The following is a 13,703-nucleotide window of genomic DNA, read 5'->3' as shown; positions in this document are numbered from 1 at the left end:
GATTATGAGTATTTAGCGGGACAAGCCACGCTGAAAACTAACGAACGTTGTTAGAAACCCAGAACCTCAATTTTTCGAAATAATCGAGACAAATTAAGTTTTCCGCTTAGCGGAAAATACCCTGTTCACAGGCTGTAGAGTTCCTGATTTATTTGTTAGCCGCCACCAATCGTACAAAATGTGACAAAACAATATTTTTTCAGCAACGAATTGTATTAAGGTCGAATTTAACACGACAACAATACCTCGGATATGGACATTGCCAACTCAACCCAGTTTACAGCTTATGAAACAGATGCTTATATACCTAATCTGGTTGGTGTTGGTTTTATTTGTCTGGAAGCCGGGCATTGTCTATCCGGCCGACGATTCACAGCCTCAAACAGTCGATTTGCAACTGCGCTGGCATCATCAGTTTCAATTCGCCGGTTATTATGCAGCGTTAGAAAAAGGTTTCTACCGCGCGGAAGGTTTAGAGGTTAGGCTGCACCAAGCCAGACCGGGCCTTAACCCGAATATTTCATGATAGAGGCGGGCAAGTTTGTTGATATTTGATAAAATTCAGTTACTTAGATTGAATTTAACCAACAACTTGCCCATGACAAATTGTACTCCAGCTCAAATAGAATTTCCTCCCTTAAAACGCCGTAAAATCGAGGCCCAATTCAGTGGTGGAGCGATCACCAGTGATGGCGGTGTGCTGTTGTTAAGAGCGATTGACCAGCAATTAGGATTAACCGAACGGATAGCGGCGCAGATTCCTGACGCCAGAGCCCCTGACCGCGTGCAACACTCTGTGATCAACCTGCTCCGTCAACGGGTTTATGGCTTGGCGTGTGGGTATGAGGATTTGAATGATCATGACACGCTCAGAAATGATATCGCCTTTCAGACGGCGGTGGAAAAGGATCAGACATTGGGCAGCCGATCCACCTTGTGCCGGTTTGAGCAGCAGGCGGATCGCGCCTTGATGTGGCGCGTTCATGAGGAACTGGTGGCGCAGTTTATCGCTTCGTATGAGACACCGCCGAAATCGTTGGTCCTGGACTTCGACGCCACCGACGATCCGGTTCATGGCGAACAGGACGGACGTTTTTTTCATGGCTACTATCGGCACTATTGTTTCCTGCCGTTGTATGTCTTTTGCGGCCATCATTGCTTGGTCAGTTATCTACGTCCCAGCAATATTGATGGCGCCAAGCACAGCTGGGCGATTCTGGCGTTGCTGGTCAGGCGCTTGCGTCAGGCTTGGCCGGACGTTGACATCACGTTTCGCGGCGATGGCGGTTTTTGTCGCCATAAGATGCTGAGTTGGTGCGAGCGGCATCGCGTTCACTATATTGTCGGGTTGGCCAAAAATAAACGCTTAACGCGCTTAAGCCAACCCTGGATTGAACAAGCCCGGCAACAGTTCCAAAGCGAACAGCAGAAACAGCGTCTCTTTACCGATTTCCACTATAAAGCCGGCACCTGGAAACGCCGACGCCGTGTCATTCTTAAGGCCGAACACATGAGCCAAGGGAGTAATCCCCGCTATGTCGTAACCAATCTGGACGGCGATGCACAAACACTCTATGAAACCGTTTACTGTGCGCGAGGCGACATGGAAAACCGGATTAAAGAGCAACAATTGGATCTGTTTGCCGACCGCACCAGTTGCAGCCTGTGGTGGCCGAATCAGTTTCGTTTGCTGTTATCCACCTTGGCCTATACCCTGATCCAGGCGATTCGCCGAATCGCCCTCAACAACACCGAACTAGCGACAGCCACTTGCGCCACCATTCGCCTGAAATTGTTTAAAATCGGTGCCGTCATCATTCGTAACACCCGTCGTATTCGACTGCTGTTCAGCAGTCAGTATCCGTTTCAATCCCTGTTTAAATCCGTTTGTCAGCGCCTGTGCCCTGATTAGTACAAACAGAGTGCTGTGCCCGGCACGCTGATAAACAATGGGGTAAGGGGAAGTTGCGCCTGAAAAACGGAAATCAATGCTTAATTCCCTTTTTGACCGCTCAATTTCTCCTTACGATCGCATGTTTTAAAACAAACGAGGGTTTCGATAGGGTTTCAAGGGACTGATGAAATATCCGGGTTAAACCGGTCGAGGAAGTCCTGAGTGGCCGCGCACTGTACGCGCAATCGAACAGCGACCTTCTTTATGCCAGATTGCACGGGAAACCGGTAGTGGCCTTGGCCGCCATTTTTCAACATTCGCCGCTAGTGCTTCTGACCCGAAAAAATAGCGGCATCGAAACGCCGCGCGACTTGATCGGCAAAAAAGTCATGCTGCTGAATCCTCGGACGGATGCTTATTTTCACGCAATGCTAAGGAATGCCGGCATTAAGGCGCAGGAAGTGGACATTGTCACAAGCAGTTTCGACATCGAGGATCTGATTACCGGCAAGGTCTCCGCGTTCAATTCCTATATCACCACTAAACAACCACCCGCTCAAGCGGGTGGGTTCCAATAACGGACTGAAAGTCCGGATACGCGTCGACTAAACGACGCGTCTTAGTCGGGCTCCATCTTGAAATTATCGTTTGGATTAGGTTCAAAGTGATGCTCCAAATATTGCTTTATCATCTCATCAGTCATTTGCCCCACTGTGGCGCAAAAATAACCGCGGGCTCAAAAATGTCGACCCCAATATCGCTTTTTCAAGTGCGGGAACTCTTCGAACAGATAGCTCGAAGTTCGTCCCTTGATTCGCCTCATGATTTCGCTTGGGGCCATAGTCGGCGGCGCACTCACCAAAATGTGCACATGATCTTTGCTCACGACACCTTTGATAATCCGTATCTCAAAGGCTTCGCATGTCTGCCGCACCAAGTCTCTCACTCGTTCGGCTATTTCATCCTTCAGCACTTTATAACGATACTTCGTAACCCAAACAAAATGATACTCAATTTGGTAAACCGTATGGCTGCCGTATCTATAGTCCATCGCCACCTCCTTGGGCAAATTATCGCAGCTAAAGCTGACCGGCTAAAGCCGGTGGTTTAAACCTTATGATGGATAATGAAACCTTCATTCTAAAGCGGCGCGGCATCGACTATAGCGTGCTTAATCCGGCCGACTACGGTATCGATTTCTATAGCGACATCCTGTTTACCTCGGAACAAGAAGTCAAGGAACATCCTTTAAGGGTGCAAGCCATGCTGCGAGCCAGTTTGAAAGGGTGGCGATATGCCTTGGATCATCCCGGCGAAATGATAGACTTGTTGCAAACTAAGTACAAGGTGCCGAAATCAAGAGAACATTTACAGTACGAGGCCGAAGCAATGCAGCCATTAATCGAACCCGACTTAATCGAAATCGGACACATGAACCGTGAACGCTGGGAACGCATGGCACAAGCGTTTATCGACCTCGGCATAGGGAGCGAGAATTTTTCGTTGGACGACTTTATTTATCAACCGCATCCAACCCTCCAGATTAAAAAATTGCAAAAAATACTCATTTTTTTCGTTATCGTCAGCGGAGCGGCTTTATTGGTCGCGGTTTGCATGCTCTGTGGCTGGGCTCGCCTGAAACACGAAGTCGCCTTACGTAGGATTGCCGAGGCACAAGTGAAACAGCTCGCCTATTATGATCCTTTGACGGCAATACCGAATCGCAACAGTTTTATGCCTTATGCGAACAAACAAATACATTCGGCCCTTAGAAATAGACAAAAGCTGGCCTTTTGCTTTATCGACTTGAACCGCTTCAAGGAACTAAACAACCACCCGCTCAAGCGGGTGGGTTCCAATAACGGACTGAAAGTCCGGATACGCGTCGACTAAACGACGCGTCTTAGTCGGGCTCCATCTTGAAATTATCGTTTGGATTAGGTTCAAAGTGATGCTCCAAATATTGCTTTATCATCTCATCAGTCATTTGCCCCACTGTGGCGCAAAAATAACCGCGGGCTCAAAAATGTCGACCCCAATATCGCTTTTTCAAGTGCGGGAACTCTTCGAACAGATAGCTCGAAGTTCGTCCCTTGATTCGCCTCATGATTTCGCTTGGGGCCATAGTCGGCGGCGCACTCACCAAAATGTGCACATGATCTTTGCTCACGACACCTTTGATAATCCGTATCTCAAAGGCTTCGCATGTCTGCCGCACCAAGTCTCTCACTCGTTCGGCTATTTCATCCTTCAGCACTTTATAACGATACTTCGTAACCCAAACAAAATGATACTCAATTTGGTAAACCGTATGGCTGCCGTATCTATAGTCCATCGCCACCTCCTTGGGCAAATTATCGCAGCTAAAGCTGACCGGCTAAAGCCGGTGGTTTAAACCTTATGATGGATAATTAATGACAATTACGGTCACAAGGCCGGCGATGCGATATTAATTCATGTCGCCAACGCCATCGCATCGGTCATCCGTGAATCCGACATGGCGGCCCGCCTTGGCGGCGACGAGTTCGTCGTGTTACTAACCGACATACACGATATCGAGGATACCCAACGTTCCATCCACGACATTCACAAAGCCATCGCTACCGAAATTGCATTTGCTTGCCACACGCTTTGCGTGACGGCAAGCATCGGTGTCGCCATTTTTCCGGATGACGGTGAACGCATCGACGACCTCATCACAAAGGCTGACGCATCCATGTTTGAGGAGAAAAAACAAGCCAAGGCCGACAACAAACTGCTAGCTATCGGCAAACGCGCATTTTAAGGGCTGGCCTTTTTGCTTCCTATCTCCCGTTAATAGCATGTGACAAGGGGTGCGGTAAATAAATTCGGGAGGTTAATGCCGCCGACATAAATCCGCATGCTTTCCAAGCAAGCCTGGAAAATTTTGCATATTAGGTTTATCGCTATACCATACATGCGCAGCCTAGCTTCTCCCTCGAGATATGGCGCCTTCCAAAGCCTACGCCTCAATGACAAAACACTATCATCGTCATGAACGAACACAATAAAACCGGCTCTCCCCATCCCCTAACGACGGCCATCCGCAAGATATTTACCGTCTCGCTGGCTCTGGCGGGAATCGGCTGTATTCTGTGGTTGGATAGCTGGTTCATGAACCATACCGACATGCCCAGCCTCAGCCGCGACATGAGTTATGGTTTATTGATCCTGATCGGTTTTCTCTCCAGTTTTCATTGCGTCGGCATGTGCGGGCCGTTGATCCTCGGCTATACCGCTAAAAACGCGGCCACTGGACATAAATCGTATCCGGCTCACCTGCTTTACGGCCTCGGTAAAACCCTGTCCTATTCGACGATCGGCGCCCTGTTCGGCGCTTTTGGCGCCATCGTATCTTTTACGCCTTATACCCAGGGCGCGGTCGGTATCGCCGCCGGCGTTTTTCTATTATTGTTCGGCCTGCACATGCTGGAAGTGTTTCCGGCCTTGCATCATTTTCAATTCAAAACGCCGGCATTTGTCATGCGTTTTATCGGCAAGGAATACCGCAAACATAGTAACCCCTTCATAATCGGCTTATTGAACGGGCTGATGATTATATGCGGCCCCTTACAAGCCATGTATGTCATGGCCGCCGGTACCGGCAGTTGGTATGAGGGGGCCGCCATTTTGTTTTTTTTCGGCATTGGCACTCTGCCGTTACTGCTGGGTTTCGGTTTCATGACCAGCTTGCTGTCCAACAGCCTGACGCCTAAATTACTGAAAGCCTCGGGCATCATCGTGATGGCGTTGGGCGCCATCATGCTCAATCGGGGCTTGGCGGTAACGGGTACCAGCATGGACTTCAATACCCTGCTCGCGCGATTTTCACAACACCTATCCCCCGCTAACGCGGAAACGCCTTATTGCGAGTCGGAACAAATCATCCGCATGGACGTCGATGGAAACGGGTTTACGCCCAACCAGTTCACGCTTCGCAACGGCATCCCGGTAAAATGGGTGATCAGCGGTAAGGAGCTCAATCAATGCAATAAAGTCATTGTCGTCCCAGATTATGACCTAAGAATCGAGGTCCGGCCGGGCGAGCAAGTCATCGAGTTTACCCCCAGTGAAACCGGCGTGGTCTCCTGGAGTTGCTGGATGGGTATGATCCCCGGCAGTTTCATCATCGTCGACGAAACGCAAGCTCCCGTCAGCGATACAAACGAGACTGCCTCCACCAAGTCCGATGGAGAAAGCGAGTACGAACGTCTCATTCGCGAATTCAGGCAATGGTGGGATAAGTTCCTGAAAAATATCACGCAAGCCTAGTTCAGCCGCACTGAAGCGACTGAACAGGGGGCGTACACAACTTTACCTGACGGTATTTGAGCTGATCCAGCGCATCGCCTAGGCCAACTCCTCCAACCGTTTTTCCAACTCCGCGGCAATTAACGCGTCATGATGACGCTTTAAGGTGGAATCGGTTGGCCGGGGAGCGAACTCCGCCTCGACCTCGGCGCGCAATTGCGTTAGAAAATGGCGTCTCAAGGTGGAATCTTCGGGTATTTCGCTTCGTTTGCTCTGCTGTATACTTTCCTCGGCCCTGACGATTTGCGGTACTTCCTTGTTAACCGTCTCGTTAAAAATGGAATAGCCCAATGGAAAAAAAGCGGTAGCGGCCACGATGATCATGACTAAAAACAATTCGGCGACTTCTAACATAATAAATTCCTTACAAAAAGAATGGAAAAACAACCAGCCCAATGCATTTGTCATACCATCCTTGAGTTCTTTATTTTTGCGCTGCTTCGGCGAATGACTATTGTTTACAAACCAACAAAAAACCTAATTTCTCTGTGTGTTTGTTCAGAATCTTTCATTCCCTGTTTTCGCGTAATTCTGGCTATCGGTTTTTCGCTTTCCACGCCGTCAATGGTAGGATGCTCTTTTATTTACCGTGCATCTTTTTCCTATGAAAAAACTTCATCTGATTATTGCTTTTTTTATCGTGACGCTGAGCGGCTGCATGTTTCAACAACCGGATTATTTGACCATGATAACCGCTCCGGAATTGAACAACCTCATGCAAAAGAAGGATATTTTCCTGGTGGACGTTCATACCCCCAAACAACGGCATATCAAGGGCACGGACCTCTTTATTCCCTATAACGAAATCGAGGAAAACAAGGATAAATTGCCGGCCGATAAAAATACCCCCATTTATGTCTATTGCGAAGGCGGACCGATGGGCAATGCCGCGGCGCGTACGCTGCACGAGCTGGGTTACCGCAATCTCTACAATCTCGAAGGCGGAACCAATGCCTGGAGAAAAGCGGGCTTTGCTTTTGAGTAAGCGAACGTCTCAAATTGAGCCAATTGCAGCGAAAAAGCTTAAATTGCCGTAAGTCCTTAACCGGCAACGGCCCGACAGAAACAAATAGATAGATATGCAGAAAAAACAGCACTTTAGACGCGTTGGGATGCTGGTTCGCTGAGAAATCCGGAAAAGGATTTCTCAGCGTTACCAAACCTAAAAGGTACTTTTAATATGCTCTATCGCCTGCTGGGTATGATCGGCAACCAAGTCCCTATGTCCGGCTTCGTTGTGTTTCACAGATTCATGTAAATGTTTGGCCGCCTCGGTCATGTGATGATGCGCATCGGCGTGGGCCTTTTCGGAAATTTCCGCGTGTTTGAGCGCTTCTTTCGCATGGATAGCGATTAAGGAATGCCCCATTTCGCCATGTTTGACGGTTTCCTTCAGATGTTTGATCGCTTCCGTCACATGCATATGCGCGTCGGTATGCGCTTTTTCACTGGCCGTCGTATGCTTTATGGCTTCCTTGGCATGGTGATGGAACTCCTTAGAATGGCCCATTTTACCGTGCGTTTCGGCAGCCACGGCATGTTCGAGCGCTTGTATGGAATGCGGCGCTTCAGCGTATACAACACCGGTTAGCAACAATCCCAATACCGAAGTAGCAATAAACATTCTAATAATTTGTAGAGCGTTGTTCATTGTTCGATCCCCTCATGTTGGATACTTAATCAACTTGATTTTTTCTTTGCTACAGCGGAAGTTGATTCCCTGCCGATCCCCACCGATTCAATCAGATAACAGATGCTGTCGCCATCGGGAATGCCATCGGGCATTTTCTTCCAGCCTTCCAAGGTCTGTTCCATGCGGACTTGCAACTCCATTAAATGCTCTAATCGCGCTCTGTTTACCCGAATGCGATGGCTAATCAAATCGCGCACCATTGGACACGGTGATTTCCCTTTACGGCTTTCGGCTAAAATGTGTTCGATTTCCTTTAGGCTAAACCCCAGGCTCTTCGCTTTACGGATAAAATCCAACCGCTTCGCGTCATTGACCGTGTATTGGCGATAACCGTTGACCGGATCGCGTTGCGGTATTAATAAACCGATACGGGTATAGTGGCGAATGGTGTCCGGAGGTACCTGACACAGATTTGCTAGCTCTTTAACTCGATACAACATTTTTCCTCCCGCGCATTCAGTGTAAAACCTGTGTCCTACTCATAGGTCAAGCTCCCAATCAAATTTTTTCCTTTCTGTCGTCAACTAAATGAGAAAATGCTTTGACTTTTCAGAGCATTTTGCTTGGTTGTAATTGATTTTCAATCGGCGCCATAATGCTCTTCATATTGTGAATTTTTAAGCAGCCAAGTCGAGGGAAGGTAATGAAACGATTCAAGTGGGCGACATTAGGCATTTTTTTTCTGATCTTCTGGTTCAGCGCTTCATTGCCGGCCGACGTCGGCGGCAGTCTGAATCCCACGAAAAACAATCCGCTCGCCAACCGCCACGACGTCGTCGATACCACCAGTCCGACCAAATTATTCGACCAATACCGGGAATCGCGCTACAGCATGCGTTGGTTCGACAAGCATAAGGAGCGCATTCAAGAGGCTTACCGCCGTATCGATAAAATCGAGGAAGGTTTTCAGGCCCTAGGCCGCGATAAGGAAGCGCAGAAAATGCGCGACATGAAACGCCAGTTCGCGCTAATCAAAAGGCAAATGCCGCAACGGCAAGGCTTTCTGCAAACCATCGTCAACATGATGAAATATAAAAGCCAATTGCTCAAGCCGCATGCCAGGAAACTGATCAAACTGGCCAGCGATATCGAAGAATACGATAAAAAACTAAAGGAAGAACAGAAGAAACAAGGCATAAAAGCGGCCGCTGCCGGCGCGGCTCAAGATGCAGTGGTAAGCGAGCCGGTCAAGACGCCGCTGGAGATCTATGTCGCCGAGTTGTCCGGCGACATGAAGTTCTTCGTCAACGGCGAAGAAGTGCATGCGATCGGTTACCGTTTTCCGCTGCCGGCCAGTAAAAAAATCAAATTGCAGGCTTTGTTGATGGGCAAACAGCGCAAATACGGACTGGGACTCAAACGGAAAGGCAACATCATCGAAATCGACCGAACCAATCATTTTTTAAATTACAAGGTGCAACTGCCGGGAGGCGGAATCGGCGAAACCAGTTGGGAAATCGATGATGAACGCTACACTTGGCGAGTCAGGCCGAGCAAGACCGACGGCAAGTGGGAGATCGACAACGGCGAACATTTGAATGTCGAAGACGATGTGCTGGTGCTATACGGACCCAGAGCGATGAGTTACAGCATCGACGTCTCCGGCAAGGCCAAATGGAAAACCACCTATAAGACCCACGGCAATCCACTGACCCGCCTCGACGAAGGCACGGGACACATCAAAATCGCAATCGCGCCGCAGTAACCATGCCGCGAACTAATCGTTATTGCCACATTGACACGGGAAGAGATGGCTTATGATGAAGAAAAATAGAGTGAGACAAACCATGATGCTTGGCTTCGGCGCCTGGCTGGCTTGCACGGCGCTTCCTTACTTGGCCTGGGCCGAAACCCTCAGCGATGACACGTTGAGCGAAGAACAGATCATGACGTTGACCGATATCGACATGGAAATCGACGACATTGCCGACGATCAGCTCGACCCGGCGACCAAGCCGGAGGGTTTCGACGAGCTGGTCAAGGCCTTGGACGAAATCGACCGAAACCTGCAGGACTTGGAAAACACCGCGCAAGAACTTGAAGCTGGAGAAGGTTCGCCGGCAGCCGAAGCGACAACGACACGACCCGATGATACGGCCGAGACGGCGGAAGCCATAACCGCCGACAGTGTCGAAAGCGAATCCAACAACAGTTTCGGCAAAGCCGATCCGATCGCGTTGAACGGCGAGATCAGCGGCACGATTCAACCCCGCCGGGACGCCGACTGGTACCGTCTGGCCGTCCCCGAACAAGGCCAACTGGTCATCGCCAGCAAACAGGTGCCGGACAACATCGATCTGGTGCTGCGGGTTTGGAACGGCAACAAAGAGACCATCAGCAACTGGTATTCGCCGCTGCGCAAGGGAGGCGAGCTGAACGCGTCGATCGACCTGAAAAGTCCCGGCGACTACTTTTTGGAAGTGCACGACGGCCGCGACGACAGTCATGCCAGCGACGGCTATCGATTGGAATTGCAATTCACGCCCAGCGGCGATCGCTTCGAACCGAACGACAGTTTCGGCAAAGCGGCGCCGATCGACCTGGAATCATCGCTCCAAGCAACGATATTACCGCAGCGCGACGTCGACTGGTATCGCTTCGAGATAGCCGAACAAGGCGAGTTGAAAATCGTCGCCGAACAAGTCGCGGAAAACCTGGCCATCGTTTTTCGTCTCTGGAACGCCAACAAGGAGACGATAACCAATTGGTTCGCGCCGTTGAGCAAGGGCGGGCCTACCGAGGCGGTCCTCGATTTGCCGGAGCCCGGCAGCTATTATTTGGAAGTGCATGACGACCGCGACGATCAACGCTCGGTGCAACCGTTTACCTTGACCTTCGAATTCAAAGCCAGCGGCGACCGGGCCGAGCCCAATAACAGCTTTGCCCAGGCCAAGCCCTTGCCGCTGGGAGAAACGGTGACAGCCACTATCCTACCGAAGCGAGACGCCGACTGGTACCGTGTCGATGTCGATAAACAAGGCGAATTAACGGTGGAAATCACGCAATCGCCGCAAGATTTGGATATGGTATTCAGGCTCTGGAACGGCGAAAAAAATACCATTTCCAACTGGATGGCACCGCTGAGCAAGGGAGGCGACGTCATGGGCAAGGTCAGCTTGCCCGAACCCGGCAGCTATTACATCGAAGTCCATGACGGCCGCGATGACGCCCGTTCGGTATCGCCTTATCGCATCACGGCGACATTGCAATGACCAAATGTTTTACCGCCAAGCCTCGGCCAGTCGTAGCGCTTTGCGGGGCTCTGTTGGCCGCCGCCTGCCTGGCCGACGATACGCGCCATAACGATCGCACCGAAGCCGCCCGGCGCGTGATCAGCGCCGAACCCTATCTGTCCGAATATGGGGTCCTGGACGACCCTTATCAGTTCAAGAATCTGGACACGGCCCAGGTCAGGAAAAAACTGCAGGAAGCCGAACGCGGCATAAACTCGGCGCAGGCTAAGCATTACCAGTCGCAATCCGCCTTACAGCAATACGAACAATTGTTGGTGACGCAGCGCAAGGTCCCCCGTTCCGCCCTACCGACATACCGCGATCCTCTGGGAAAGTTGGAAAAACTGCGCGGCCTGGTCGATCGTTCCGGCAAGGTATTGCGCGACTACCTGATCGCCAAGGCCGACTTGAGCGAGGAAATGGCGCTGCGCGAACATCCGGATAAGTTTTTCGCGCGGGAGCAGGAATTACAGGAAGCCATTCGCCATTCCAAGGAAATTCAGGACTATTGGGCGCAATTACGCCAAGGCATGCAACAAGGCGATCCGGATGCTTGGAGCAAGGCGATGGAACTGGAGCGTAATGCCCGCGCGGTAAAGATCGCCCAAGGCAAGGAGCCAGTCATCAAACTCGGCAAAACCAGCGGTGTCGGCACTACACCGCAGCATACCGATAGCGGCGCCCAAACATCGCCCGGCACCGCGCAATCGACTACTCTCATTTCCGCTCCCGCCTCGGGTTCCACGGTCGACATCAGTTATCAGGATGTGTACGGAGCCCAGGCGACGGCGGAACAAATCGCCCAGGTCGAAATCCAGGAAATTAAAAAACTACCCGCCGAGTTGAGGCGGGGCGTGCCGAAAGAAATACAACGTTTATTCCTGTACGGCGGCTACGAAAAACTGAGCCGCGCCGAAAAAAGTCATATCCGCCATGTCGTCAAACAACTAAACCAACAACTGAGTCAGCAAAATCAATTGGAAAAAGCCTTCGGCGATATCTATAACCGGGCCGAAAACAGCCTGATCGCCGAAAAATTGGTCTCCCCTAACCGGGCTAAAAGAGCCCAGATGTTCAGCGCGATCGGCTTTCTGTTGATCGAATTTACCCAAGGGGCGACCGATTATGTCTATGGACAGGCGCGCAAGGCCAAATGGCGGGAAGCCTACCAGAAAATCGCCGCCGACATTCCGGCCGGCAAGAGCGAAAAAGTCATCTTCATCGAAGATGTTCACCGCCGCCAACTGGAATTTTATTCCTGGTACGAAACCGAATCGGTGCAGGCTTTCCGCGGCACTATCGATATCGACACCAAGAACGATATGTTCGAGGCGCTAGTCAATTTGCGTAAGAGTTCCCAACCCGGCTATTGGCGGCAACAGCGGCTTTATACCGCTTATGTGATCGGCAGCGGCCAAGGCAAGGACCAGCAGCCCAGCGATAAAGACGCCTTCATGGCCGGTGCCAATATCGGCCGGCTGGCGCGCGGCGGCAAGGACGTACGCGACATCCTGCGCAAAACCTACCCCAAATACAATAAATGGCAATCAACCCGCGAGGCTTTCAAGCGCGGCTATCGCAAGGCGGCGCAAGGCTTGATCGATTGATCCCATGGTCACTGGAGACGCCATGACAACCGGCTAGAACAACTCGGCCCGCGCATAGTCCAGAATGGCGGTGACGGCGGGATGCTTCAGTCTTTTGTGCATGGTGACGGCATAAAAGCGTTCCTCGACAACGTCGATATGGCCGATGGCGGTGACGTTGTATTGCCGTTCGATTTCCTCGGCAACCGTGGTCGGCGCGACAAATAACCCGGCGCCGCCGCTACCGAATGTTTTAACCAAGGCGCTGTCCTCGATCTCCGCTTCGATTTTTGGACTGATGCTTTGTTCATCGAACCATTGATCCAACGAACGCCGCAATGCGGTATTGCCGGTCGGCAGCAGAAACGGCGCGCCGTTCAGGGAACGGGGAAAATCCGCGCGATAACGTTCGGCTAATGGGCGGGTTCCGAATACGGAGACCGAACAAGCGCCGAGAAAATGATTGAAGGCCTTGTTATCGCTGGTCGGCGTCAACGGGACATCCGACAGCACCAGATCGATGCCTTGCAGCGACATTTCCGACAAGAGGCGCTCCGCCTTGTCTTCATAGCAAAAAACCTGTACCGGTTCGGGCAAATGGCGGGCCGGCTCGATCAAACGGTAAACCAGCATTTTCGGCAGAGCGTCGGCGACACCGACACTCAAGCGCAGGGCACGGCCGCTTGCTTTACCTTCCAAAGCATTGCCAAGCTCGCGTCCCAGCGAAAAAATCTCGTCGGCGTAATGAAAAACGATGCGGCCGGTTTCCGTTAACACCAACTTACGCCCTTGTTTGTAGAACAGTTTTTCGCCCACCGCCTGCTCGAACACCGCCAATTGTGCGCTAATGGTCGGTTGGGCCAAATGCAGTTTCTCGCTGGCCCGGGTCACGCTTTCTTCGCGCACGACGTTCCAAAAATAAAACAAATGTTGATAGTTAATACGTTTCATAGCCGGCGTTGGTG

14 protein-coding genes and 2 pseudogenes are annotated in these 13,703 nt (G+C 51.0%); 10 read left to right on the top strand and 6 right to left on the bottom strand.

Annotated elements, in window-relative coordinates:
* Positions 1 to 295: 295 nt before the first annotated feature.
* From EP25_RS0118180 to EP25_RS0118170, 3 genes are all read left to right on the top strand, one after another.
* Positions 296 to 526 (top strand): ABC transporter substrate-binding protein, encoded by a 231-nt coding sequence (locus EP25_RS0118180; RefSeq protein WP_235185947.1) that lies wholly within the window; start codon positions 296 to 298, stop codon positions 524 to 526.
* 72 nt (positions 527 to 598) lie between these two features.
* Complete coding sequence (locus EP25_RS0118175) at positions 599 to 1,912, top strand: IS1380 family transposase (RefSeq protein ID WP_031433923.1); 1,314 nt, start codon at positions 599 to 601, stop codon at positions 1,910 to 1,912.
* 173 nt (positions 1,913 to 2,085) lie between these two features.
* Positions 2,086 to 2,472 (top strand): ABC transporter substrate-binding protein, encoded by a 387-nt coding sequence (locus EP25_RS0118170; RefSeq protein ID WP_084191090.1) that lies wholly within the window; start codon positions 2,086 to 2,088, stop codon positions 2,470 to 2,472.
* A gap of 41 nt (positions 2,473 to 2,513) precedes the next feature.
* On the opposite strand, the pseudogene tnpA (EP25_RS0118160) reads toward EP25_RS0118170, so the two are convergent.
* Positions 2,514 to 2,945 (bottom strand): annotated as a pseudogene (gene tnpA / locus EP25_RS0118160) (IS200/IS605 family transposase).
* Positions 2,946 to 3,010: 65 nt separating this feature from the next.
* Between tnpA (EP25_RS0118160) and EP25_RS0118155 the strand changes: the two are divergent.
* Positions 3,011 to 3,787, top strand: a complete 777-nt coding sequence (locus EP25_RS0118155) for an ABC transporter substrate-binding protein (RefSeq protein WP_051906852.1) — start codon at positions 3,011 to 3,013, stop codon at positions 3,785 to 3,787.
* Positions 3,788 to 3,797: 10 nt separating this feature from the next.
* On the opposite strand, the pseudogene tnpA (EP25_RS0118145) reads toward EP25_RS0118155, so the two are convergent.
* Positions 3,798 to 4,229, bottom strand: a pseudogene (gene tnpA, locus EP25_RS0118145) (IS200/IS605 family transposase).
* Between the two features lie 72 nt (positions 4,230 to 4,301).
* Here tnpA (EP25_RS0118145) and EP25_RS0118140 point away from each other — a divergent pair.
* Positions 4,302 to 4,679: a diguanylate cyclase domain-containing protein gene (locus EP25_RS0118140; protein WP_084191089.1), complete on the top strand. Its 378-nt coding sequence runs from the start codon at positions 4,302 to 4,304 to the stop codon at positions 4,677 to 4,679.
* A gap of 230 nt (positions 4,680 to 4,909) precedes the next feature.
* Positions 4,910 to 6,187 (top strand): sulfite exporter TauE/SafE family protein, encoded by a 1,278-nt coding sequence (locus EP25_RS0118135; protein WP_235185946.1) that lies wholly within the window; start codon positions 4,910 to 4,912, stop codon positions 6,185 to 6,187.
* A gap of 78 nt (positions 6,188 to 6,265) precedes the next feature.
* Here the strand turns inward: EP25_RS0118135 and EP25_RS0118130 are convergent, their stop codons facing one another.
* Entirely contained in the window at positions 6,266 to 6,580 is a 315-nt protein-coding gene (locus EP25_RS0118130; RefSeq protein ID WP_031435178.1) for a hypothetical protein, read from the bottom strand.
* Positions 6,581 to 6,830: 250 nt separating this feature from the next.
* On the opposite strand from EP25_RS0118130, the gene EP25_RS22155 reads away from it, so the two are divergent.
* Positions 6,831 to 7,211: a rhodanese-like domain-containing protein gene (locus tag EP25_RS22155; RefSeq protein ID WP_031435177.1), complete on the top strand. Its 381-nt coding sequence runs from the start codon at positions 6,831 to 6,833 to the stop codon at positions 7,209 to 7,211.
* A gap of 177 nt (positions 7,212 to 7,388) precedes the next feature.
* Here the strand turns inward: EP25_RS22155 and smbP are convergent, their stop codons facing one another.
* Positions 7,389 to 7,877 carry a small metal-binding protein SmbP gene (gene smbP / locus EP25_RS22150; RefSeq protein ID WP_152555679.1) on the bottom strand — a complete coding sequence of 163 codons (489 nt, stop codon included), beginning with the start codon at positions 7,875 to 7,877 and terminating at the stop codon, positions 7,389 to 7,391.
* Positions 7,878 to 7,906: 29 nt separating this feature from the next.
* A complete protein-coding gene (locus tag EP25_RS0118110; protein ID WP_031435176.1) occupies positions 7,907 to 8,359 on the bottom strand; it encodes a MerR family transcriptional regulator in 453 nt (150 codons plus the stop codon).
* A 203-nt stretch (positions 8,360 to 8,562) separates the two neighbouring features.
* Between EP25_RS0118110 and EP25_RS0118105 the strand changes: the two genes are divergently transcribed.
* From EP25_RS0118105 to EP25_RS0118095, 3 genes are read left to right on the top strand one after another with little or no spacing between them, the layout of a single operon-like run.
* The gene (locus EP25_RS0118105; RefSeq protein ID WP_031435175.1) at positions 8,563 to 9,624 is read left to right on the top strand and encodes a hypothetical protein; all 1,062 of its coding nucleotides are present in this window, start codon (positions 8,563 to 8,565) and stop codon (positions 9,622 to 9,624) included.
* Between the two features lie 52 nt (positions 9,625 to 9,676).
* Positions 9,677 to 11,131 carry a PPC domain-containing protein gene (locus EP25_RS0118100; RefSeq protein ID WP_031435174.1) on the top strand — a complete coding sequence of 485 codons (1,455 nt, stop codon included), beginning with the start codon at positions 9,677 to 9,679 and terminating at the stop codon, positions 11,129 to 11,131.
* Positions 11,128 to 12,759: a hypothetical protein gene (locus tag EP25_RS0118095; protein ID WP_031435173.1), complete on the top strand. Its 1,632-nt coding sequence runs from the start codon at positions 11,128 to 11,130 to the stop codon at positions 12,757 to 12,759. The genes EP25_RS0118100 and EP25_RS0118095 overlap by 4 nt, the downstream gene beginning before the upstream one ends.
* Positions 12,760 to 12,792: 33 nt before the next feature.
* On the opposite strand, the gene nhaR is transcribed toward EP25_RS0118095, so the two are convergent.
* A complete protein-coding gene (nhaR, locus tag EP25_RS0118090; RefSeq protein WP_031435172.1) occupies positions 12,793 to 13,689 on the bottom strand; it encodes a transcriptional activator NhaR in 897 nt (298 codons plus the stop codon).
* Between the last annotated feature and the right edge of the window lie 14 nt (positions 13,690 to 13,703).

Origin of the sequence: Methylomarinum vadi (genome assembly GCF_000733935.1) — a bacterium.
Taxonomy (GTDB): domain Bacteria; phylum Pseudomonadota; class Gammaproteobacteria; order Methylococcales; family Methylomonadaceae; genus Methylomarinum; species Methylomarinum vadi.
Note: the sequence above shows the minus strand (reverse complement) of the source record. Positions and strands in the feature narration are given on the sequence as shown.

Coding starts and splice junctions, on each gene's coding strand:
- EP25_RS0118180 (WP_235185947.1), top strand. CDS start 296: ATGCTTATATACCTAATCTGGTTGGTGTTGGTTTTATTTGTCTGGAAG.
- EP25_RS0118135 (WP_235185946.1), top strand. CDS start 4,910: ATGAACGAACACAATAAAACCGGCTCTCCCCATCCCCTAACGACGGCC.
- EP25_RS0118155 (WP_051906852.1), top strand. CDS start 3,011: ATGATGGATAATGAAACCTTCATTCTAAAGCGGCGCGGCATCGACTAT.
- EP25_RS22155 (WP_031435177.1), top strand. CDS start 6,831: ATGAAAAAACTTCATCTGATTATTGCTTTTTTTATCGTGACGCTGAGC.
- EP25_RS0118110 (WP_031435176.1), bottom strand. CDS start 8,359: ATGTTGTATCGAGTTAAAGAGCTAGCAAATCTGTGTCAGGTACCTCCG.
- EP25_RS0118105 (WP_031435175.1), top strand. CDS start 8,563: ATGAAACGATTCAAGTGGGCGACATTAGGCATTTTTTTTCTGATCTTC.
- nhaR (WP_031435172.1), bottom strand. CDS start 13,689: ATGAAACGTATTAACTATCAACATTTGTTTTATTTTTGGAACGTCGTG.
- EP25_RS0118100 (WP_031435174.1), top strand. CDS start 9,677: ATGATGAAGAAAAATAGAGTGAGACAAACCATGATGCTTGGCTTCGGC.
- smbP (WP_152555679.1), bottom strand. CDS start 7,877: ATGAACAACGCTCTACAAATTATTAGAATGTTTATTGCTACTTCGGTA.
- EP25_RS0118130 (WP_031435178.1), bottom strand. CDS start 6,580: ATGTTAGAAGTCGCCGAATTGTTTTTAGTCATGATCATCGTGGCCGCT.
- EP25_RS0118175 (WP_031433923.1), top strand. CDS start 599: ATGACAAATTGTACTCCAGCTCAAATAGAATTTCCTCCCTTAAAACGC.
- EP25_RS0118095 (WP_031435173.1), top strand. CDS start 11,128: ATGACCAAATGTTTTACCGCCAAGCCTCGGCCAGTCGTAGCGCTTTGC.